We start from the raw sequence: 20,812 nt of genomic DNA on the forward strand, positions 1-20,812 counted from the left end.
CGCTTAAATAAAGAATTTTTCAATCTTCTGCATGGTCATGCCCGTGCAGAACACCACGACGTGGTCACCTGCCTGAAGCTGGGTGTTACCGGTTACGAGGGCGCCCGTCCCCTGACGGATGACACCACCGATGTTGATGCCCTTGGGCAGTCCGCAGTCCTTCACCGGATGCTTGGTGATTTTCGACCCTTCCTTCACGATGAACTCAGCCACGTCGGCATTTGCCACGGTGAGACACTTCACGTTGGTCACGTCGGCATCGAGCATCATCTGGTAGATGTGGCTGGCGGCAATCATCTTCTTGTTGATGATGGTGCCGATATCCATGCCCTCTGCCATGCTGATGTATGCCATGTTCTCCACTTCCGCTACGGTCTTGCTGACGCCCGTCCGTTTGGCAGCCAGGCAGGCGAGGATATTGGTTTCCGCACTGCCGGTGAGTGCTACGAACGCTTCGGTGTTTTCGATGCCTTCATCCATGAGGAGGTCCATGTCACGGCCGTCGCCGTTGATGATCATCACGCGGTCGTTGTCGATGAGCTCGGTGAGGCGGTGGCAGCGTTCGATGTCTTTCTCGATGATTTTCACCTTCATGTATTCGGGTGCCATCTGTGCCGTGCGGACGGCAATGCGGCTTCCGCCCATGATCATGACGTTGCGGACGTCCTTGTAGTCGTCTTTTCCGGCTATCTGACGGATGTAGGGGATGTACTTCTTCATGGTCATGAAGTACACGAGGTCCAGCTCCTGCAAGGTGTCGTCACCGCGGGGGATGATGGTGTGCATGCCCCGCTTGATGGCAACGATGAGGAAGGGGGTGGACCGGGTGTCCAGCTGATGGAGAGGAATGTCGAGTATGTGTGCCGTGCGGCGCAGCTTGACGGCGATGAGCACCAGTTCGCCACCGTCGACCTCCCACCACTGGCGGATCCAGCTCATCTTGATGGCGTCCACGATTTCGCGGGCGGCAAGCATTTCAGGGTAGATGAGTGAGTTGATGCCGATGTTGGCAAAAAATTCCTGATGTTTGGGTTGCAGGTATTCGGCGTTATCGATGCGTGCTACGGTCTTTTTGGCGCCCAGGCTGTGTGCCAGCAGGCAGGAAGTCATGTTGCGACTCTCGTCGGGAGTGACACCGATGAACAGGTCGGCGTTGGGTACGTTGGCTTCTTTCAGTCCGGCGATGGAGAGTGAGGAGGCATTGACGGTCATCAGGTCGAAATTGTCTTCCAGCTGACCCAGCTTTTCTTCATCCGTATCCATGAGGATGATGTCCTGCTTCTCTCCGGATAACATTTTTGCCAGGTGAGTTCCCACTTCCCCGGCTCCGGCAATGATTATTTTCATACTTTAAATCCTTAGTCTGTGTCTTTTTGCGTGGCAAAGATAACCTATTTCATACTATATAAAAGCTTTTTGCTTTCTTTTTTTGCAATCTCGGCTTGACAATCCGGCGGTTTGCATGGGAGGGATGTCCGGTTGCTTCGCAAGGGGCTGTCTATCGATTGACGGCGTTCCGGGCAGGTCTTCGCATGGTGTCAAAGTGTCAAAACGTCAAACGAATCGTCTGAGAGTGCCCTTCCTCGCACCCGAAGACGAGTCGGTGAGCAAAGAAGCGATTCTGGAGCGATTTGCAAAATACACTTTGTCGGGAGATGGCAAACATCGCTTTCAGAGCGCAGTGAGATATTCCCTGTAAGTGACTTTGTGGTGCGTGCGGTTTCAGAATATGGTGCGATTTAATAGTTGGAAAAGTGATGCGTCCGCGTTCTTTTTGGAGAGCAGTTGTCAGAAATTATTCTTCCGTTTTCTCTTTTCCTTACATCGACGGACGAAACAATATTGTTTCATCGGTCAAACAATATTGTTTCACGTCCCAAACACAAGTGTTTGACGACTCAAACAATATTGTTTGGCGCGTGAAAAACAAGTGTTGGATACTAAGAAACGTGAAATGAATGGGCGCTTCAGAAGTTTAGTGTGAAGCAGAATTAACCTTTCTTCGCTAGTTTGCTCGATTTTGCAAAAGTACGCGTTAGTTGAAAAGGTGGATTTGGTAAATTGTGTAAGGAGAATTGCTCTTTTGGCTCTCGGTTTGTCAACGGGAATGTGTAGGGGGAAAGGGGAATGTGTGGGAGTGGCGGAGCGGAAAAACAGGACACGGGCGATGCAGAGGCTGGGCTTGCGCCCTGTATCGTCCGTGTCTATCATCTTTGGACCGATGCCGGTCAGCGTTGCAGTTCGGCAAGGAGTGCGTCGCGGATGCCTTCCTTGTCGATGCCGCAGAGGTGGCGCAGGATGTCGACGGCGCCATGCTCGATAAAGCGGTCAGGAATGCCCAGCCGGCGGACGTGTGGTGTGTGGTCATGGTCCGCCATGTACTCCAATACGGCACTGCCGACGCCGCCCTTCAGAATACCGTCTTCCACGGTGACGATGCGGTTGAACCGACGGGCGACCTCCTCCAACAGTTCTTCGTCGAGCGGCTTGGCAAAGCGGAGGTCATAGTGCGCGATGCTGACGTCCGGATGTGCCTGTTCGACCTCGGCAATGGCGTCGGCTGCGGCATTGCCCACAGCACCGATGGAGAGCACGGCGAGGTCGTTGCCGTCTTTCAGGCGTCTGCCTTTGCCCACCTCGATGGCTTCGAGCGGACAGTGCCAGTCGGTGAGTCTTCCGCGTCCGCGAGGGTAACGGATGACGAACGGTCCCTGGTTAGGCAGCTGGGCGGTGTACATCATGCGCCGCAGTTCGTGCTCGTCATACGGGGCAGCAATCGTCAGGTTGGGGATGGGACGCAGGTAGGCAAGGTCGAACGCTCCGTGGTGAGTCGGTCCGTCTTCACCGACCAGTCCGGCACGGTCAAGGCAGAACACGACGTTGAGGCGCAGCAGGGCGACATCGTGAATGATGTTGTCATAGGCACGTTGCATGAAGGAGGAGTAGATGTTGCAGAAGGGCAGCAGTCCGTCCTTTGCCATTCCTCCGGAGAAGGTGACGGCATGTCCCTCGGCAATGCCTACGTCAAAGGCACGGTCGGGCATGGTGTGCATCAATATGTTCATCGAGCATCCGCTGGGCATGGCAGGTGTGACGCCCATGATGCGGGGATTCTGTTCGGCAAGCTCCACGAGTGTCTTTCCGAACACGTCCTGAAACAGGGGCGGCAGTCCGTCGGTGCACTGCACGAGGCGTTTGCCGGTTTTCGGGTCGAAGAGTCCTGGAGCATGCCAGATGGTGGCCTGTTCTTCCGCCGGAGCGAAGCCCCGTCCCTTGACGGTGCGGACATGCAGCAGCTTGGGGCCCTTCATGTCTTTCAGGGTGTTGAGCGTACGCACCAGTTCGGTCACGTTGTGTCCGTCGACAGGACCGAAGTAGCGGATGTTCATGCCTTCAAAGATGTTCTGTTGTTTGGAGAGGACCGACTTGAGACTGTTGTTGAAGCGGATGATGCTCTTGCGGGTACGTTCATTGAGCAGCCCCAGGTCGCCGAAGAGTTGCGAGAGCCGGTAACGCAGCCGGTTATACTTGTCGTTGGTGTTGAGGTTCAGCAGATACTGACGCATGCCCCCCACACTGTGGTCGATGGACATGTCGTTGTCGTTGAGGATGATGAGCAGGTCGTTGGGGGTTGAAGACGCATTGTTCAACCCTTCGAAAGCCAGTCCGCCGCTCATGGAACCGTCGCCGATGACGGCAACGATGTGGCGGTCGGTCTCTCCCAGACGCTTGGCACTGACAGCCATGCCCAGGGCAGCCGAGATGGAGTTGGAGGCATGTCCGCAGGCGAACGTGTCATATTCACTCTCTTCGGGTGAGGGGAAGGGGCGGATACCTTTATATTTGCGGTTGGTGGAAAACATCTCCTTGCGTCCGGTGAGAATCTTGTGTCCGTAAGCCTGATGGCCCACGTCCCACACCAAGCGGTCGTAGGGGGTGTTGTAGACATAGTGCAGTGCGACGGTCAGTTCCACCACACCCAGACTGGCGGCGAAGTGTCCCGGGTTGCACGAAAGTTCGTTGATGATGTCTTGGCGTAATTCACGACACACCTCAGGCAGTTGGTCTAGGTTGAGCCGGCGTAGGTCTGCCGGATAGTGTATGGCGTCGAGCAGCGTGTATGTGTTCTCCTTACTCATCGTTGTTAGTCTCTTACTTAAAACCTCGTAGGCGTTCCACGGTGTGCGCAGTGGATTCGGCGGACGGGAAGTCACCTCGTTCACTACACCTTGGGCTTGCGAAAGTTGGATAATAATCGGCAAAAATATATAATTACTCACTAAGATGCGTACTTTTGCGGTGGATTTTTAGCCCTCGGAGGAATATGATGAACTTCAGAACGAAAGTAGAATTGCCCGCCGGCATCCTGTCCGTCGGTTATCAGAACCGGCTGATGTCGCTGGGTTCGTGCTTTTCCGAACACATTGGTAACCGTCTGTCGGATGCCAAGTTCGCGTGTGATGTCAATCCGTTTGGCATCCTTTACAATCCCTTTTCGATTGCCCGTGCGCTGGAGACGTTGCTGGACGGACGCCTGTATGACGAGACGTCGCCCGAGCTGTTCGTCTCCAAAGACGGATGGTGGCACAGCTTCATGCACCATTCGCGCTTTTCCGCTTCGTCCCGGGATGAATGCCTGAGTCTGATCAACGGAAGGCTGAGCCGGGCGATGGAGGCATTGCCGTCGCTGGACTTCCTGCTCATCACCCTGGGCACGTCGTATGTGTACTGCCTGAAGGGAGAAGACGGTGGTGCGGCCGACCCGTTGGAGCAGGTGGTGGCAAACTGCCACAAATTGCCGGAGAGCCGTTTCGTGCGTCTGCGGGTCAGTCCCGATGCTGTCGTCCGGAGACTGGGTGCGGTCATCGGACGGCTCTTGGAACGTCGTCCCACGTTGCAGGTCCTGTTCACCGTCAGTCCCATCCGTCATGCCCGCGACGGATTCCATGCCAACCAGCTCAGCAAGTCGGCTCTGCTCCTGGCGGTGGACGAACTCTGTGCGACCTGTCCCTGCTGCCACTATTTCCCTGCCTATGAGATTGTGCTCGACGAGTTGCGCGATTACCGTTTCTATGCCGACGACATGTTGCATCCCTCTCCGTTGGCTATAGATTATGTATGGGAATGCTTCACTGACGCCTGCCTGACAGCGGAAGCTCGGTCGGTGATGGCTGAATGTCAGGAGATAAGACGGGCTTTGGAACATCGTCCGTTTCATCCGGAAGCCCCTCAATACAAGAACTTTTTAACACAAATAGTGTTAAGGATAAACCGTCTTACAGAAAAATGTCCGACCTTAGACTTCAAAAAGGAATTGGAATTATGCCATACACGATTGAATCAATAAGTCACCAGATAGGAGCCGAACGTTTCGGTAACAAGAAGGCCCGGATCGATTGGATTCTCACCGACAGCCGTTCGCTGTGTTTTCCTGAAGAAACCCTGTTTTTCGCCCTGCGTTCGAAGCGTAACGACGGACATAAATACATCATTGACCTCTATAACCGCGGTGTGCGCAACTTTGTGGTGTCGGAGCTTCCCGGTGCGTGTGAGGACTTCCCCGGAGCCAACTTCCTGCGCGTCGTAAGTCCGCTGAAGGCGTTGCAGCACCTCGCCGAACTGCACCGCAAGGAGTTCGATGTCCCCGTGGTGGGCATCACCGGAAGCAACGGGAAAACCGTGGTGAAGGAATGGCTCTACCAGCTCATCTCGCCCGACAAGAACGTGACACGCTCCCCACGGAGCTACAATTCGCAAATCGGTGTTCCGCTTTCCGTGTGGCTCATGAACGAGCAGACTGAAGTGGGCATCTTCGAAGCCGGCATCTCCGAAATGGGAGAGATGGATGCCCTGCGCACCATCATCAATCCGACCATCGGCGTACTGACCAACATCGGCGGCGCCCATCAGGAGAACTTCTTTTCGTTGCAGGACAAGTGCAGCGAGAAGCTGTCGCTCTTCAAGGATTGCGACGTCATCATCTATAACGGTGACGACGAATTAATCTGTGACTGTGTGGCAAAGACCATCCCTTCCGCCCGTGAAATAGCGTGGTCGCAAAAGGACGACGAGAAACCCCTCTACATCCGTTCCATCAAGAAGGACGATACCGGGACGACGGTCAACTACCGCTACCTCGGTATGGAGAACAGTTACCGGATTCCTTTCATTGACGACGCGTCGGTGGAAAATTCGCTCAACTGTCTGGCTGTGTGCCTTTACCTGATGATATCGCCCGAGGACATTGCCGTCCGCATGGCACGGTTGGAACCGGTAGCCATGCGCCTCGAAGTGAAGGAAGGCAAGAACGGATGTACGCTTATCAATGACAGTTATAATTCAGACCTGGCTTCGCTCGACATAGCACTCGACTTCATGGCACGGCGTACCGACACGAAGGGGCGCAAGCGTACGCTGATCCTTTCCGATATCCTGGAGACGGGACAGAGTGCGACCTTCCTCTATCGCAAGGTGGCGCAGCTGGTGCAGAACCGCGGTATCGAGAAAATCATCGGGGTAGGTCCCGACATCTCGGCTGCTGAGGCACGTTTCCCGATGGAGAAGTATTTCTTCCCCGACACTGCCTCCCTGCTGGCATCCGACGTGTTTGCGTCCCTGCGTAACGAAGCCATCCTGGTAAAAGGTTCGCGCAAGTTCCACTTCGATGAAGTGTCGGAACAGCTGGAACTGAAGGTGCATGAGACCATCCTCGAAATCAACCTGAACGCCATGGTGGACAACTTGAACTACTACCGCAGCTTCCTGATGCCCGACACGAAGATGGTGTGCATGGTGAAGGCGTCCGCCTACGGTGCCGGGTCCTATGAGATAGCCAAGACCTTGCAGGACCACCGGGTGGACTATCTGGCCGTTGCCGTGGCAGATGAGGGGTCCGACCTGCGTAAGGCGGGCATTACGGCGTCCATCATCATCATGAATCCCGAGATGACGGCGTTCAAGACCCTGTTTGACTACAAGCTGGAGCCGGAAGTCTACAGCTTCCATCTGCTCGATGCGCTGATCAAGGCTGCCGAGAAACAGGGCATCACCAACTTCCCCATCCACATCAAGCTCGACACCGGGATGCACCGTCTGGGATTCATGCCCGAGGAGATTCCTGCCCTTATCCGTCGGTTGAAGAGCCAGACGGCTTTGTTGCCCCGTTCGGTGTTCTCCCATTTCGTGGGGAGCGATTCACCACAGTTTGATGACTTCACCCGTCAGCAGAATGAAATCTTTGCCAAGGCTTCTGCCGAGTTGCAGGCGGCATTCCCCCATAAAATCCTGCGCCACATCTGCAATTCGGCAGGGATTGAACGTTTCCCGCGTGCCCATTACGACATGGTACGTCTCGGCTTGGGACTCTATGGCATCAATCCGGTGAACAATGCATTTATCCATAATGTCAGCACCCTGAAGACCACCATCCTGCAAATCCACAATGTTCCTGCCGAGGACACCGTGGGCTACAGTCGGCGTGGTGTGTTGACCCGTCCATCGCGCATTGCAGCTCTCCCTATCGGATACGCGGACGGGCTGGACCGTCACTTGGGTTGTGGGCATGGCTATTGCCTGGTCAACGGGCAGAAAGCTCCCTATGTGGGCAACATCTGCATGGATGTCTGCATGATTGACGTGACCGACATAGACTGCCAGGAAGGCGACCGTGTGGAAATCTTCGGCGACAATCTGCCGGTGAGTGTTTTGTCTGATATTTTGGAAACTATTCCTTATGAAATCCTGACAAGTGTGTCGGGACGAGTGAAGCGTGTCTACTTCCAGGACTAAATAATCATGCCGGCTCTCTTTCCCGTTTCTTGGGAAAGAAAAGCCGGCATGCCTCTCTTTTTTCTAATGAAAAGCTGTCCAAGAAATTGTGAACCTGTTTGAACTTGTGTAACCTGACTCGAAACCGTGAATCTAAAATTGCTTTAAAGACAATTGCTTAGCGGAAAATTCCGAAAAGATAAACATCTTTTAACCTCATGGGGGAGGGTAAAAATACTTTTTAATCTTTTTCCCTTACAACATTTCCTATACCTTTGTAATTACTTTACATAAAAATGGCAGAACTATTATGCAACGGGAATCTCAAAAAGTAACCTTATTGCGTTGGGCAGTCATCCTGAATGATCTGGTCATCCTCAATCTGTTGTTGACTGTTTTCTATTGGTTGAGTCCGGGGCTGTATCCCGCACTGGCATCCACTGAATATCATTTGGTCTATTTCGTCTTCAACGTCATCTACCTCTTGTGTGTGTCGTGGAAGAAGCCTGTGGTGTATATGCGTAAGGTACGTCCCGAGGAGATTGTCGCCCGTTCGTTTGTCACCGTGTTCTGGTTTGGCGTCCTTTCGTTTCTGACCATTGATTACCTGGAGGGGCATCTCTTTTCGTGGGCATGGGTTTTCACGTTCTATCCGGCATTGTGGGTGGGCATCCTGGTGGGCCGTCTGGTTGCCCGCTATTTTATCCGGCGTTACCGCCGGTTGGGACGCAATCTCCGCAGTGTGATTTTTGTCGGCAGCGGATTGAACATGCTCGACCTTTACGGTGAGATGATGAACGACCCTTCGACCGGTTACCGCATCCTGGGATACTTTGACGACCAGCCGGTCGAGCACTTCCCCTTGCCCTATCTGGGGAAGGTGAACGAGGTGATTCCCTATCTGCGCAACATGCCCATTTCGCCGACAGCTCCGCCACGGCTCTACTGTTGCCTGCCTTCGGTTCGTGCGTCGGAGATTATGGAGCTGATCAACTATTGTGAAAACCACCTGATCCGTTTTTGCAGTGTTCCCAACGTACGCAACTACCTGCGCCGTACGATGCGTATGACGCTGATGGGAGATGTCCCCGTGCTGTATATGCGTGAAGAGCCCTTGCGTCAGCCCATCAACCGCTTTGTGAAGCGTCTGTTTGACATTGTGTTTTCGCTGACGTTCCTCTGCACGCTCTTCCCGTTCATCTATCTCTTTGTTGCCATTGTGACCAAAATCACCTCTCCCGGTCCTGTCTTCTTCAAGCAGAAGCGGAACGGGCTGAACGGAAAGGAGTTCTACTGCTACAAGTTCCGCAGCATGAAGGTCAACAAGGATGCCGACAGACTCCAGGCGACCAAGGATGACCCCCGCAAGACGAAGTTTGGCAATTTCCTTCGCAAGAGCAGCATCGATGAGTTGCCGCAGTTCATCAATGTACTCCTGGGAGACATGTCGGTAGTCGGTCCTCGTCCGCACATGCTCAAACATACCGAGGAATATTCTGCACTGATAAACAAATACATGGTGCGCCATTTGCTGAAGCCGGGCATTACCGGTTGGGCACAGGTGAACGGTTGCCGTGGCGAGACCAAGGAACTCTATCAGATGGAAGACCGCATCCGTAAGGACATCTGGTATGTGGAGAACTGGTCGTTCTGGCTCGACCTGCGCATCATCTACATGACCGTACGCAACGCCATCCGTGGCGAAGCCAATGCCTATTGACGGAACCATTCGCTGCCGTCCGCTTCTGAAAAAACGCTAAGGAGACCGGACACGCAGGAACGGCGAACTAAAATAAGCTAAATGAGTGCCTTCCTTTGTGCGGATGTATGTACTTTCTCCCTATTTTTGAGGCGATAAACCATCTAACACAATGAGCCTATGAAAAAGAAACTGTTGTTATGGGCGGGATGGTGCCTGGCGTTGTCGGCCATCCCCGTATCTCTGTCGGCACAAAGCAAGACTGAGAAGAAGCAGGAACGCGCACAGATGGTGAAAGAGCGTATGGAGGCGAAGGATTTTGAAATCGAAGTCCGTTCAGCCTTGACACAAGGTGGACACAGCATACAGTTGTCGCCTTACTATTCCCTCACGGTCAAAAATGACTCCGTCTTTTCCTATTTGCCTTATTATGGACGTGCCTACTCCATCCCTTACGGGGGAGGCGAGGGGCTGAACTTTGAAGCCGAGGTACTGGATTATGAACAGAAGCTGGGCAAGAAGGGCAATTACGAGATTGAGTTCTCTGCCCGTACCCGTGAAGACTATTACACCTTCCATGTCGATGTGTACGATAATGGTGCATCCAACATCCGTGTCAACATGCAACGGAAGCAGTCCATCGACTTCATCGGCGATCTGGTGACGGAAGAGAAGGAGCCGGTTTCGAAGAAGGAATGAATCGGTTCCCAGAATTATAAAAGGCACGGAAGCACAGAAGGACTATCCTGACTGTTTCAGGTAAGAATCCTCTTTGTGTTTCCGTGCCTTTTTCCATCCTCATCGGGTTGAATGCCCTCAGAAAGCGAATTGTGGCGACACAACTTCAGATGACGCGTCTCCGACTGTTCAGTCGTGTTTGATCAGGTTCATGAACTCCTCGCGGGTCTTGGCCTGGTTGAAAGCTCCGGTGAAGTCGGAAGTGGTCGTGATGGAGTTCTGTTTCTCCACTCCACGCATCTGCATGCACATGTGCTTTGCTTCAACTACCACCATGACTCCCAACGGATTGAGAGCTTCCTGGATACACTCTTTGATTTGCAGGGTCATGCGTTCCTGCACTTGCAGACGGTGGGAGAAGATGTCGACCACACGGGCTATCTTGCTCAGTCCCGTGATGTATCCGTTCGGGATATAAGCCACGTGTGCCTTGCCAAAGAAGGGCAGCATGTGGTGTTCGCAGAGCGAAAAGAAGTCGATGTCTTTCACGATGACCATCTGTCTGTAGTCTTCTTTAAACTTCGCCGACAGGAGCACTTCTCGTGCGTCCATGTGGTAGCCCCGGGTCAGTGTGAGCATGGCTTTTGCCACACGTTCGGGCGTTTTGAGCAGTCCTTCGCGTTCAGTGTCTTCACCCAGTAAGGTAAGCACCTCCCGGTAACAACCTTTCAGTGCTTCGATACGCTCGGGACTGGCAAATGCTTGTAGTTCTTCGTTCATCAATACGGAATGTTTATTTGTGCACGCACGATGGATACCTCCTTGAAGTCGCCGGTCGCCTTGAGCTTGCGCATCACTACGTCGGCCTCTTCAATGCTGCGGAAGTCGCCCACCTGACAGAGCCAGCGCGGATTGACGAAGTGGGTATAGACCTGCAGTTCGGGGAATGAAGTGCGTACTCTGGTTGCCATCAGGTTAGCCTCGCTACGTGCCTGGCGCGAGTTGTTGCCGGCATATACCTGTACTCGGAATCCGGCAGTTTTTGCCACCCGTTCGCCGTCGCTGTTCAACGTCGTGTTGATTCCTTCCTGCAACAAGGCATTCAGCCGGAGGTCCTGGTGGATGACTACGGTACCTTCGCCGGCTTTCTTTTCAGTCAAAGCCGACACGATGTCCTTCTGTGCCCATGTTGCCAGGCTGACAAAGGCGAACATCAGTAAAGTGATCAGTCTCATAGGAGGAGAGGTTAGGTGTTGGTTGAGTCGGCAAGTGAACAGGCTGACTCCTTGTCAATTCCCGTTCACTCGCCAACTGGTCAACTGATGTTATTTGAATGCGTCGATGATGCCTTTGAAGTCGGCAACCTTCAATGATGCGCCGCCGATGAGGCCGCCATCCACGTCGGGATTGGCAAAAAGTTCCTTGGCATTCGAAGGCTTGCAGCTGCCGCCATAGAGGATAGACGTGTTGTCTGCCACTTCCTTGCCGTATTTCTCAGCTACGAGTGAGCGGATGTAAGCATGGATTTCCTGTGCCTGTTCGGGAGTAGCCGTCTTACCGGTGCCGATGGCCCATACCGGTTCGTAAGCAAGGATGATTTTCGAGAAGTCTTCAGCTGAAAGGGAGAAGACAGAAGCCAGCTGGGCAGCCACCACTTCGTTCTGCTTGTTGGCTTCACGCTCTTCGAGCACCTCACCGATGCAGAAGATAGGCTTCAGGTTGTTGGCAAGAGCCAGCTTCACTTTCTCGGTCAGGATTTCTACGGTCTCGTGGTAGTATGCACGACGCTCAGAGTGACCCAGGATGACATATTGAGCACCGGTGGATGCGACCATTTCAGCCGAAACTTCACCTGTGTAAGCACCCGAAGCCTTGTCTGCGCAGTTCTCGGCACCTACACCGATAACCTTGGAGTCAACCAACGGAGTGACGGAAGCCAGGTGGATGAACGGCGTGCAGATGATCACGTCGCAGTTGGGTTTATCGGCTGCCAGAGCCTCGTTCAGTTCTTTTGCCAAAGCAATACCTTCTTGCAGGTTCTTGTTCATTTTCCAGTTGCCTGCTACGATGTTCTTTCTCATGATGATTTGTATGTAATTAAACTAAAGTTGATAATTCGGGTTTATCAGGCACCCTGTGCCCGTCGGTTCTTGCGTACCTGGTAGAGGTGATACCAGTTGTCGAGCAGGGTGAATACCGCCAGCGGCACAATGAACCAGAGGAACACGATGCCCACACGGTGGGTGAGGGGCATCTGTTGGATTTGTCCCAGCGGAATCTCCTCCAGCCGTCCGTTGAGCGCATACTCGTCGGGCAGGTTCTGGAAGCTCCATTTGTTGATGATGGTACCTTCCTTGAGCAGCACCAGTCCCGGGTTGGAACGCACGACGGTCTTCAGTACGGTTTCATCACCGATCAGGTACGGATATTCAGCCCCGGTGCGGTCCTTCCACTGTTCCACTTCCTCTTCCGGCGAAGGGGTCACACAGTAGAAGGGGTAACCGTTCTCCATGCTGTAGTCATAAATCTCGTTGATGAGGTCTATCGAACCGTCGTCGGCATCTCCCAGTGATGGGGAAATCAGGAGGAATGTGTATCCCGGTTCGCTCAGGATGAAGTCCGTCACGTCGTCCCCCGTATCATAAAGGCGCAGGGAGAAGTCGGCAATCGGCGGCACGTAGCCCTCCTTCACCAGGTGGAGGCGGCTGTCGACGAACGTCCAGGTGCTGTCGGGGTAATTGTCCAGTGTGAATTCCTTCTGCACGCCGTCCTTTTCCAGGATGAACGTGGTGTCATAGACCGGAGGCTCCTCGCCTTCAGGGATGCTCATCTGTTCCTTGATGTTCGCACCGATGTAGTACGGACGGAAGTCGAAGATGGGCAGGTAGAAGATGCAGTAGGACACGATGGCAACGCTGTAGAGGATGCCGTACATGGAGATTATCCATTGGTTCTTCTTGCTGATGAACTTCACCACCAGCCGGTAGTGCTTGAACAGCCACAGGGCGAACACCAGCAGCACGATGTTCTTCCAGAAGGTTTCCCAGTTGGTCAGCTTCAGTGCGTCGCCGAAGCAGCCGCAGTCTGACACCGGATTGGCGATGGCGAGGTAGAGTGTGAAAGGCGTCATGACCAGCATCACCAACGCTACAGCGATGGAGGTCAGCCTCTTGCGGATTCCGAAGAAGAGATAGACACCCAGCGTGAACTCGAAGACAGCGAGCAGGCACGACAGGAAGAGGGGCATGAAGGAAGGCATGAAGTCGGTCCATCCGAATGCCACGAAATAGTCCTGAAGCTTGTAGACCATGCCATAGGGGTCGTCCGCCTTGACAAAGCCGGAGAAGATGAACACGATGCCCAAGGCAAACCGGCAAAAGTTGGTCCACACTACGTTGGCACGATGCATTGTCTTACTCTCCATAGTCAAGCTTGATGAGTGCGAATACCGAATAGTTTATCATGTCCATGTAGTTGGCATCGATGCCTTCCGACACCAAGGTCTGTCCCGACAAGGATTCAATCTGCTTCGTGCGGTAAATCTTCATCAGGATGAGATCGGTATAGGACGTGATGCGCATGCTGCGCCATGCTTCGTCGTAGTCGTGGTTCTTGGCGATCATCAGGTCAAGTGCCGCCTTGGCATACTTGTCGTACAGTTCCAGTGCCCGGTCGGTGCTCAGGTCGTCACGGTCGCAGTAACCCAGCTCAAGCTGAATCAGACCGATGATGCCATAGTTGACAATGCCGATAAACTCCGGGCGGATGCCTTCGCCCACCAGGGATACCCCTTTGATTTCCAGACTGCGTATGCGGTTCGCCTTGATAAGTATCTGGTCGGTCACGGAGGAGGGACGCATGATGCGCCATGCCGCGCCGTAGTCATGCAGCTTCTTGGCAAAAAGGTCGCGACACACCGTCATGACCTGTTGGAATTGCTGATTCGTATCGTTCATAAGTTCATTTATGTCTAGCGTGCACAAAGATACACAATCTCGCTGAAAAGCCCATCTATTCTGTAGAAGAGCTTCCGGACAGGAACGAAAAACGGCTGTTCCCGTCTCATTGCGGCAGGAAGAAGTCTGCCCGGATGGGCAAATGGTCGCTGTAGCCGCCGTTGTAACGCATGCCGTTGTAGGTCCGTGCCGGACGGAGTCCGCCGTATCGCTTTTCTCTTTCCAGCAGATAGGGGAAGGTCACGATGGCTGCTGCATCGCTGCGGGTATGGAAGCCTGCGCTTTCGTCCAGCAATAACCCGGAGACCAGCAGGTGGTCGATGGTGCTCCACTCACCCCGGTAGCGGTAGGTCCCCGGACGTTTCCCTGCCATCAGGTTGTAGAGGCGGTGAGGTGAGGGGGTGTTGTCCGGTGCTCCTGCCTGCATCACTCCCTGCACGACGTCTCCCTCCGGTGTGTCGTTGAAGTCGCCGGTTACCAGCAGACGCGGTTCCCGACGGACGTGCATCAGTGAGTCGCAACACCTCTTCAGGACCTCTGCTGCCCGTTGCCGTCGCAGTCTGCCCCGTCGTGCCCCTGTGATGCGTGAAGGCAGGTGGCAGACAATCACGTCGAGTGTGTCCCCGGTGGCAATGCGTCCGCTCACGTGGAGCAGGTCACGCGTCGGTCTTTCATCGGAAGGCAAAGGGATGGGGATGCTGTGGTGTGACAGGACCCTGAAGCGTGCCCGCTGGTAGAGCAGGGCGACGTCGATGCCCCGTTCGTCGGGCGAATGGGTGATGATGAAGCGGTAGTCCAATGTTCTCAGGGGAGTATGTTGGGTCAGTTTGATGAGCACGGAGTCGTTTTCCACCTCGCATAGGGCGATGAGGTCCGGTGCCTGTTCTTTGCCGACGGCGGCTATCAGACGTCCCAGCTTCAGCAGTTTGTTGTGGAGACGATAGGGAGTCCAGTGTCGTGTGGCTTCCGGCAGGTAGGCGAGGTCGTCCTTCAGGGTGTCGTGTCGGCAGTCAAAGAGGTTCTCTGTGTTGTACTCCATCACCCGGAAGCGGTTGGTTTGTGCCGGACTGGTGGTCATGCCCAGGCTCCAGATGACGCCCCAGGCAAGCAGACGGAAGATGTTCATGGTCCAATGCGTCAGTTAAGGGAAGGAATGGTTGGCGGACGGAAGGTCGTGTTGTCCCCATCCAGATACACACAACGCGGATGACACGGGGATACTCATTCATCCCGGGTGTGGCGATGAAGAGAAGTCCGCGTCATCCGCGTTGTCTATGTCTATCAGTTTAAATACGAGGTTCTATCCCCGGGTCTTGTCAGGAGAAGCGCAGCACTTGTCCGATGCGCAGTGTCGTACGGGTCGTGATGCCGTTCAGCTGACACAAGCGGCGTACGGAGACACCTTGACGTGCAGCAATCTTCGACAGCGTGTCGCCTTTCCGTACACGATAATAGCGGATTTCCGAACTGCTGTTGCTGTCTTCTGTCTTGCTTCCTTTCCGGCTGCCCGGTTTGTAGTAGGTATAAGTGTCTGCAACAATATCCTGATTGGGGAAGTCAAACATTCTCGTCGGGTCGATGTCCTGTCCGAGGAAGCGGGTCTCGAAGTGGAGGTGTGACCCCGTGGAACGTCCGGTGTTTCCACCCAGTCCGATGGGTTCTCCCGCTTTGACTATCTGGTTTTCACCTACCAGCTGCTTCGACAAGTGTCCGTAGATGGTCTCCAACCCGTTGTCGTGACGAATGACCACGTATTTGCCATAACCGCGACGTTCATATTGCACCACGCGTACCTTTCCGTCAAAAGCCGAGCGGATGGTGTCGCCGATGTAGACTTTCACGTCCACCCCTTTGTGCATGCGTCGGCGTCGGGGACCATACTTGGAGGTTATCTTACGGTTGTCAGTGGGCATGCAGAAACCCTTCAGGTCGATGGTGAACGAGTCAGGCATGGCAACGTTGCCATACACATGAACGCGCTCGTTTGTCCAGTTCGGATACAGGGCAAAGCCCGGGTATTCCATTTTCTCCTTTTGGATCTGGCGTTGGAGAGCCACTGAGTCGATTGCCCGCATTTTCTTGTCGATGGGCGCTTGGCTTGCGAGCAGGTCTTGTGCGGAGGCTGTCACACCGACCATTGCCAAGAGCGCCACAGTTGCAGTTCTGATAGTCCTTAATATCATTCCTCTAAAAAACTTTTAGTACTCGTCGTTTGCATACAGGTACCCGAAGGTAGCCTGTTTGTATTCGAAGATTTCTTCTGGTTTAAAAAAACGGTTTAACTCAATCTCCGCGTTTTCAGGGGAATCTGAGGTGTGGACAATGTTTTCCTGGAAGCTCATCGAGTAGTCACCTCGAATGGTTCCGGGGGCAGCCAAACGACCATTCGTCACACCTGCCATTGCGCGTACGGTCTGCACGGCATCGACGCCTTCATAGCAGCACACAATCACAGGAGTCACCATCATCGAGTCTTTCACCCGCTGAAAAAACGGTTTTGCACTCAGGTGCGCGTAGTGTTGATTTAGTATCTCGTCTGTTAGTTGTATCATTTTCATGCCTGCCAGACGCAAGCCCTTGCGTTCAAACCGGTTGGTGATTTCACCCACCAATCCGCGTTGCAGCGTACATGGTTTCAATATGACCAGTGTTTTTTCCATAATTTCATGTTATTAGACGTTCATACTAAATTCAAAAACGCCCAAAGATACAGCTTATTCCTTAATAAGCGAAAGTCTGCACTCCCTTTTTTGAGAAAAAACTAAGATTATTAACGCTTTTAACTCAAATGCCTTTCGGAAACTTTGCTCTGATTTTTGACAATCGGAGGCGGAGCGTTGCCGGGTCACCAGGGAACAGAGGTTCATCAGGGAGGACTGACAGCAGGTTGGCAGGCAGGAGTTTCCTTTTTTGAAGGAAACATTCTCTGATTTTTTCCTTCAAAAAAGGAAAGATATTCATTGTGCCTGTCGGTTTACTACAAAAGAAGGGGGGATGATATGCAAAGACACCGCGTATGCAGAGGGCCTGCATGCTCCGGTGTCTTTTGCTGTCAGATTATTGTGCGATTCGGGTCTGAGACCGTTGCTCAGAAGTCTTGGTTCGTCTCTTCCTTCTTCTCCCTATCCGATTCCGGGAAGGCTTGAGGGGGCGTACTGCCCTGTAGTTGGTCGATGTGTCGGTATCCCAAGTTCTCGAGCAGTGCCCACAGTGCGGTACTACGGGTGGTGCTGCGTTTGGCAGCCGTACGGAAATAGAGTCTGGGGACAGACTGTTGGGGAAAGACCTCATCCGGGGTCTCCGCCCCATTGCCTTGCGACCTCAGCCGAATCCGGAAAGTCCCGATACCGTCGAGTTCCACCACTTCGGAGGCAACCAGATGCTTCCGCATGACGGTGATGAGGTTGTCGATGGTGCTTTTGACGTCACCTGCCGTGAGCGAAGAATACTCCGCGATTTCTTTTGCCAGTTGGGCAGTGGTTACGATTCCCATGCTGATGATGGACGGATGGTAGAGCTTCTTGCCTTCCTTCGTTGCCCTGCTCGCTTGTTTTACCTTGTAGATTAGAGCCATGTGATTTGTTGTTGATTTTAGTTAGACGTTTGTGATTTCTTCCGTGGTTCTTCTCCGTCCGTTACCGGGATGTGCGTCCGTCGTTGAATCACTTTGTAAAGGTAGTCCTTGTTGCAGACTCCGGAAAGCGAAATGCACCGTTTGCGTTCATTCTTGCGTTCACACCGGATGCGGGGAGTGTTTCGCAACTATCCGATTCAGGGGCAAATGTAGGGGCGAGCGGTCTGCTCGCCCGGTCCTCATAATCCGGTCCTCATAATATAATAAGGTATAGTGTGGCTCCTGGTTAGGTTCTCTTTTTACACCCCTCTCTATCAAATTGTCATTCTCCCGTCCACTTTGTCTTTTTGTCAAACGAATCGCTCCAGACGGGCTTCTTTCGGAGCAAAATACTTGGCGGTGGATTTGGAGGGCATTCTCAGGCGATTCGCAAAATACACAATGATGAAGATTGGGTGATTGTCTTGTCAATGGAGTAGGCGTTGTGCACTTGTTGTGTTCTTTTCGTCAGATGAAAGGTAGTTCCTATGAGCACATTCATAGTTGGAAAAATGGGCGTATGATAAGCAAACTGGAAGTAAATGAGTGTGAAATTCAGTTTATTATTGTTGCTTGTCAGCAAAAACAAATGTTCGAATCACGAAACAATATTGTTTCACTTGCCAAACAATATTGTTTGACGGATGAAACACTTGTGTTTGACGAGCCAAACAATATTGTTTGCGTGAATAAACATGCAACTTTGAGCCTTGAATGGAATGTTTATGCGTTAGGAAACGTATGTTTATTCTTAAAATAACCTACTTTGCTCCGTTTCTCAAAAATATGCGTTAGCTGGAAATGGCAATAGGACTAGATCTGTCAAGCAAATCTTCTGTTTTGCTTTCTTTCTGTTCGGTGAAATGTTTACAGGAGAGGTAGGTTGGGCTGCCGGAGGTCAGGCACTCGTGTATTTGTTTTTAGTCAGCTGCCGGTTCACTTACTTTCCTGATTGCTTTATAAATCTCGCTATAGGAATCACGACCTCTATATTTCTCAGCCAATTCACATGCCTTGTTCATCTTTTTCGTCTGCAAGCATGTCTCTGACCCATTTGTCTTTTTCAAGATATTTGCGTGTCTTGTCGTATGCAGGCAGATAGTGTTTCAAAGCCTTTTCTGTTGCTGCTGAATCCTTGAAATGGCGACACGTATCTTCAAAGTGCAGTAAGAACCAGTATTCTATGGACTGCAAGCTGTCGCATAGAATCACATTTTTATTCTTTTCATATTTGTTTTTGAGTGCTACCATCTTTTTGTTTTCTGCCTCAGAGCGTCTGCTGACATCGGCATCAAAAACACAGATGACAAAAACATCTTCATCAAGCAGCTCCTTGATTTTCTTCTCAATCTTCTCGATACTGTTGTTCTCGAACAGGCGTGGGGAGATGGAGTATCTATAATCAAGTAGTTTCTTCAGGTGGCTGAAATAGAACAACTCCGTCAGTCCTTCACCTACAATATGAATGACTTGTCGGGTGGCAGTGTGTTTGCTGGCTTTTCTCATGAGACTGGTTGATTATAAGTTAGGGACTGCACCGAATTTACCGAATTTATAGGCTTTCCGGAGAGAACTGATCCGGTTCAGTCCCTTGAAATCTGTCAAAGGATAAAGGACACTGGAGCCGTCTGTATTTTTTTCCGTAAACCAGATGGTGTCTTTCCGAAGTAAATCGTCCTCCTCCAACAGACCGTCATAATGTGTGGTGAGCAACAGTTGTGCTTGTTCGGATTCTTTCAGGAAGCGTTCGATGATGTATTCGATGAGCTTGGGATGTAGGGAGGATTCAATCTCATCGACAGCAAGGAAAGCATTGTTTTCAAGGGCCTTTTGCACTTGGGCTGCCAGTCCGAAAGTTCGGATGGTGCCATCTGACTCAAACATCTCCGGAAATTCATAAAAATCGGATGCCCCATCGTCTGAAAAGACCTGATGCTGATAGATGGTGGCATTGACCGTACCTCTTTTTGTCTTCTGCTCTTTGGAGCTAATGTTGGAGATGTTGAAATCGGCTTCCTGCAAGTATCTCAGTATATACTCTTTCGCCGATTCATCCTTAATCGATTCTTCCGCATACCGGTTCAGTGGTGAGGTCGGAACGACGGCAGGCATGATCCGTCCTGTCAGATACTGAAGTACGGTTTCCAATTCCGCAAGGTGGCTATTTACCTGCATGTAGGCAGCAAACACAGACATGTTTTGCAGGCATTTCAGGGTTATCTCTTCTTTGACGGCTTGTGTAGCTTTGATTCGTTGTCCGAATCTGATGACAGACACGCCGTTCTCCGTACTTCTTTCAAAGATGGTAGCAGGCTGTTGGCTGGGGTAATAGGCCAGTGTCTCTTTTGCCACATGTGTGTGGTCCAAAGCAACGGAATAGACATAACGGGTGGTTTTTCTGTCTGTTGTCAGGTAGAATGAAATGGAATATTCGGACAGGAGCTTCCGGTTGTCTGAATTCAGGAGGAAGGGGAGCACCGGTATCTGTTCAGCCTTGTTTAGAGGGGTATAGGTGATGAATGATTTCAGGAAGTCACAGATTTTGATGATGTTGCTTTTGCCGGAAGCATTTGCTCCATAGACTACGGCGATTTTTAAGAGTCTGACATTTTTGTCCAGCTCTATTACATGATAGGCTTCCATGTCTTTGCTCTTGTCAGCCTCGAAGCTCAATACGGTCTCATCCCTGAACGAAAAGAGGTTTTTGAACTTAATCTCTGCTATCATAGTTCTTTTGTTTTTGACAAAAGTAATTGGAACTTTCGTATTAAACTAATATTAGTATTGAAAATTTGCAGCTTTTGTGCGATTTCATGAAACTAATAGTGCTCGTTGCTTTCCCTTGTACTGCATCTCTTAAGTAATTTAACATACAAACAGTCTTATTTCTTATATTTACTCCGTATCTTTGCCGCGCAATCCCGTCCATCGTTGCGGCTGTGGCACCCCGGTAGGTGCTAGACGGAAGTATTTTTTCGGCAAAGACTTCTGGACCGGATTCAGGAGGCAGCTGAATGGAGAGCCAATGACGGAGGAGTAATTTTCCCTGGGGGAAAACGGTCTTTTCCCAAACAAATGACGCCGGTGAAACGGATGCCC

17 protein-coding genes and 1 pseudogene are annotated in these 20,812 nt (G+C 52.1%); 5 read left to right on the forward strand and 13 right to left on the reverse strand.

Annotated elements, in window-relative coordinates:
- Window positions 1-3: 3 nt before the first annotated feature.
- The gene (trkA, locus tag C8275_RS05905; RefSeq protein ID WP_022383757.1) at window positions 4-1,347 is read right to left on the reverse strand and encodes a Trk system potassium transporter TrkA; all 1,344 of its coding nucleotides are present in this window, start codon (window positions 1,345-1,347) and stop codon (window positions 4-6) included.
- Between the two features lie 881 nt (window positions 1,348-2,228).
- Complete coding sequence (gene dxs / locus C8275_RS05910; protein ID WP_106484465.1) at window positions 2,229-4,139, reverse strand: 1-deoxy-D-xylulose-5-phosphate synthase; 1,911 nt, start codon at window positions 4,137-4,139, stop codon at window positions 2,229-2,231.
- A gap of 188 nt (window positions 4,140-4,327) precedes the next feature.
- Here dxs and C8275_RS05915 point away from each other — a divergent pair, with 188 nt between their 5' ends.
- The 4 genes from C8275_RS05915 to C8275_RS05930 all read left to right on the forward strand — a co-directional run bounded on the left by C8275_RS05915 (window position 4,328) and on the right by C8275_RS05930 (window position 10,165).
- Complete coding sequence (locus C8275_RS05915; protein WP_106484466.1) at window positions 4,328-5,347, forward strand: GSCFA domain-containing protein; 1,020 nt, start codon at window positions 4,328-4,330, stop codon at window positions 5,345-5,347.
- Window positions 5,323-7,788, forward strand: a complete 2,466-nt coding sequence (locus C8275_RS05920) for a bifunctional UDP-N-acetylmuramoyl-tripeptide:D-alanyl-D-alanine ligase/alanine racemase (protein WP_106484467.1) — start codon at window positions 5,323-5,325, stop codon at window positions 7,786-7,788. Before C8275_RS05915 ends, C8275_RS05920 begins: the two co-directional genes overlap by 25 nt.
- A gap of 289 nt (window positions 7,789-8,077) precedes the next feature.
- A complete protein-coding gene (locus tag C8275_RS05925; protein WP_022383761.1) occupies window positions 8,078-9,487 on the forward strand; it encodes an undecaprenyl-phosphate glucose phosphotransferase in 1,410 nt (469 codons plus the stop codon).
- A gap of 159 nt (window positions 9,488-9,646) precedes the next feature.
- Window positions 9,647-10,165, forward strand: a complete 519-nt coding sequence (locus C8275_RS05930; protein ID WP_106484468.1) for a DUF4251 domain-containing protein — start codon at window positions 9,647-9,649, stop codon at window positions 10,163-10,165.
- Window positions 10,166-10,333: 168 nt separating this feature from the next.
- On the opposite strand, the gene folE is transcribed toward C8275_RS05930, so the two are convergent.
- The 9 genes from folE to C8275_RS05980 all read right to left on the reverse strand — a co-directional run bounded on the left by folE (window position 10,334) and on the right by C8275_RS05980 (window position 17,674).
- The gene (gene folE, locus C8275_RS05935) at window positions 10,334-10,924 is read right to left on the reverse strand and encodes a GTP cyclohydrolase I FolE (protein WP_022383763.1); all 591 of its coding nucleotides are present in this window, start codon (window positions 10,922-10,924) and stop codon (window positions 10,334-10,336) included.
- Window positions 10,924-11,379 (reverse strand): SPOR domain-containing protein, encoded by a 456-nt coding sequence (locus C8275_RS05940; RefSeq protein ID WP_106484469.1) that lies wholly within the window; start codon window positions 11,377-11,379, stop codon window positions 10,924-10,926. Before C8275_RS05940 ends, folE begins: the two co-directional genes overlap by 1 nt.
- 90 nt (window positions 11,380-11,469) lie before the next feature.
- Complete coding sequence (gene tpiA, locus C8275_RS05945) at window positions 11,470-12,225, reverse strand: triose-phosphate isomerase (RefSeq protein ID WP_106484470.1); 756 nt, start codon at window positions 12,223-12,225, stop codon at window positions 11,470-11,472.
- 44 nt (window positions 12,226-12,269) lie between these two features.
- A complete protein-coding gene (locus C8275_RS05950) occupies window positions 12,270-13,568 on the reverse strand; it encodes a BT_3928 family protein (protein WP_106484471.1) in 1,299 nt (432 codons plus the stop codon).
- On the reverse strand, window positions 13,558-14,100 hold the full coding sequence (locus tag C8275_RS05955; RefSeq protein ID WP_022383767.1) for a DUF1599 domain-containing protein: 543 nt from the start codon (window positions 14,098-14,100) through the stop codon (window positions 13,558-13,560). The genes C8275_RS05950 and C8275_RS05955 overlap by 11 nt, the downstream gene beginning before the upstream one ends.
- 106 nt (window positions 14,101-14,206) lie before the next feature.
- A complete protein-coding gene (locus C8275_RS05960) occupies window positions 14,207-15,226 on the reverse strand; it encodes an endonuclease/exonuclease/phosphatase family protein (RefSeq protein ID WP_234395712.1) in 1,020 nt (339 codons plus the stop codon).
- Window positions 15,227-15,416: 190 nt separating this feature from the next.
- A complete protein-coding gene (locus C8275_RS05965) occupies window positions 15,417-16,283 on the reverse strand; it encodes a peptidoglycan DD-metalloendopeptidase family protein (protein WP_106484472.1) in 867 nt (288 codons plus the stop codon).
- 15 nt (window positions 16,284-16,298) lie between these two features.
- Window positions 16,299-16,763 carry a nucleoside-diphosphate kinase gene (ndk, locus tag C8275_RS05970; RefSeq protein WP_106484473.1) on the reverse strand — a complete coding sequence of 155 codons (465 nt, stop codon included), beginning with the start codon at window positions 16,761-16,763 and terminating at the stop codon, window positions 16,299-16,301.
- Between the two features lie 425 nt (window positions 16,764-17,188).
- Window positions 17,189-17,674: an HU family DNA-binding protein gene (locus tag C8275_RS05980; RefSeq protein WP_106484475.1), complete on the reverse strand. Its 486-nt coding sequence runs from the start codon at window positions 17,672-17,674 to the stop codon at window positions 17,189-17,191.
- Window positions 17,675-18,233: 559 nt separating this feature from the next.
- On the opposite strand from C8275_RS05980, the gene C8275_RS05985 reads away from it, so the two are divergent.
- The gene (locus C8275_RS05985; protein ID WP_106484476.1) at window positions 18,234-18,473 is read left to right on the forward strand and encodes a hypothetical protein; all 240 of its coding nucleotides are present in this window, start codon (window positions 18,234-18,236) and stop codon (window positions 18,471-18,473) included.
- Between the two features lie 160 nt (window positions 18,474-18,633).
- Here C8275_RS05985 and C8275_RS05990 read toward each other — a convergent pair.
- Window positions 18,634-19,219 (reverse strand): annotated as a pseudogene (locus tag C8275_RS05990) (RloB family protein).
- A 12-nt stretch (window positions 19,220-19,231) separates the two neighbouring features.
- Window positions 19,232-20,440: an ATP/GTP-binding protein gene (locus tag C8275_RS05995; RefSeq protein ID WP_106484477.1), complete on the reverse strand. Its 1,209-nt coding sequence runs from the start codon at window positions 20,438-20,440 to the stop codon at window positions 19,232-19,234.
- Window positions 20,441-20,812 lie beyond the last annotated feature (372 nt).

Source organism: Bacteroides sp. Marseille-P3684, assembly GCF_900291465.1.
GTDB lineage: Bacteria > Bacteroidota > Bacteroidia > Bacteroidales > Bacteroidaceae > Phocaeicola_A.

Excerpts from the sequence above, each read along its gene's own strand:
- trkA (WP_022383757.1), bottom strand. The coding sequence starts at position 1,347 with ATGAAAATAATCATTGCCGGAGCCGGGGAAGTGGGAACTCACCTGGCA.
- dxs (WP_106484465.1), bottom strand. The coding sequence starts at position 4,139 with ATGAGTAAGGAGAACACATACACGCTGCTCGACGCCATACACTATCCG.
- C8275_RS05915 (WP_106484466.1), top strand. The coding sequence starts at position 4,328 with ATGAACTTCAGAACGAAAGTAGAATTGCCCGCCGGCATCCTGTCCGTC.
- C8275_RS05920 (WP_106484467.1), top strand. The coding sequence starts at position 5,323 with ATGCCATACACGATTGAATCAATAAGTCACCAGATAGGAGCCGAACGT.
- C8275_RS05925 (WP_022383761.1), top strand. The coding sequence starts at position 8,078 with ATGCAACGGGAATCTCAAAAAGTAACCTTATTGCGTTGGGCAGTCATC.
- C8275_RS05930 (WP_106484468.1), top strand. The coding sequence starts at position 9,647 with ATGAAAAAGAAACTGTTGTTATGGGCGGGATGGTGCCTGGCGTTGTCG.
- folE (WP_022383763.1), bottom strand. The coding sequence starts at position 10,924 with ATGAACGAAGAACTACAAGCATTTGCCAGTCCCGAGCGTATCGAAGCA.
- C8275_RS05940 (WP_106484469.1), bottom strand. The coding sequence starts at position 11,379 with ATGAGACTGATCACTTTACTGATGTTCGCCTTTGTCAGCCTGGCAACA.
- tpiA (WP_106484470.1), bottom strand. The coding sequence starts at position 12,225 with ATGAGAAAGAACATCGTAGCAGGCAACTGGAAAATGAACAAGAACCTG.
- C8275_RS05950 (WP_106484471.1), bottom strand. The coding sequence starts at position 13,568 with ATGGAGAGTAAGACAATGCATCGTGCCAACGTAGTGTGGACCAACTTT.
- C8275_RS05955 (WP_022383767.1), bottom strand. The coding sequence starts at position 14,100 with ATGAACGATACGAATCAGCAATTCCAACAGGTCATGACGGTGTGTCGC.
- C8275_RS05960 (WP_234395712.1), bottom strand. The coding sequence starts at position 15,226 with ATGAACATCTTCCGTCTGCTTGCCTGGGGCGTCATCTGGAGCCTGGGC.
- C8275_RS05965 (WP_106484472.1), bottom strand. The coding sequence starts at position 16,283 with ATGATATTAAGGACTATCAGAACTGCAACTGTGGCGCTCTTGGCAATG.
- C8275_RS05980 (WP_106484475.1), bottom strand. The coding sequence starts at position 17,674 with ATGGCTCTAATCTACAAGGTAAAACAAGCGAGCAGGGCAACGAAGGAA.
- C8275_RS05985 (WP_106484476.1), top strand. The coding sequence starts at position 18,234 with ATGATAAGCAAACTGGAAGTAAATGAGTGTGAAATTCAGTTTATTATT.
- C8275_RS05995 (WP_106484477.1), bottom strand. The coding sequence starts at position 20,440 with ATGATAGCAGAGATTAAGTTCAAAAACCTCTTTTCGTTCAGGGATGAG.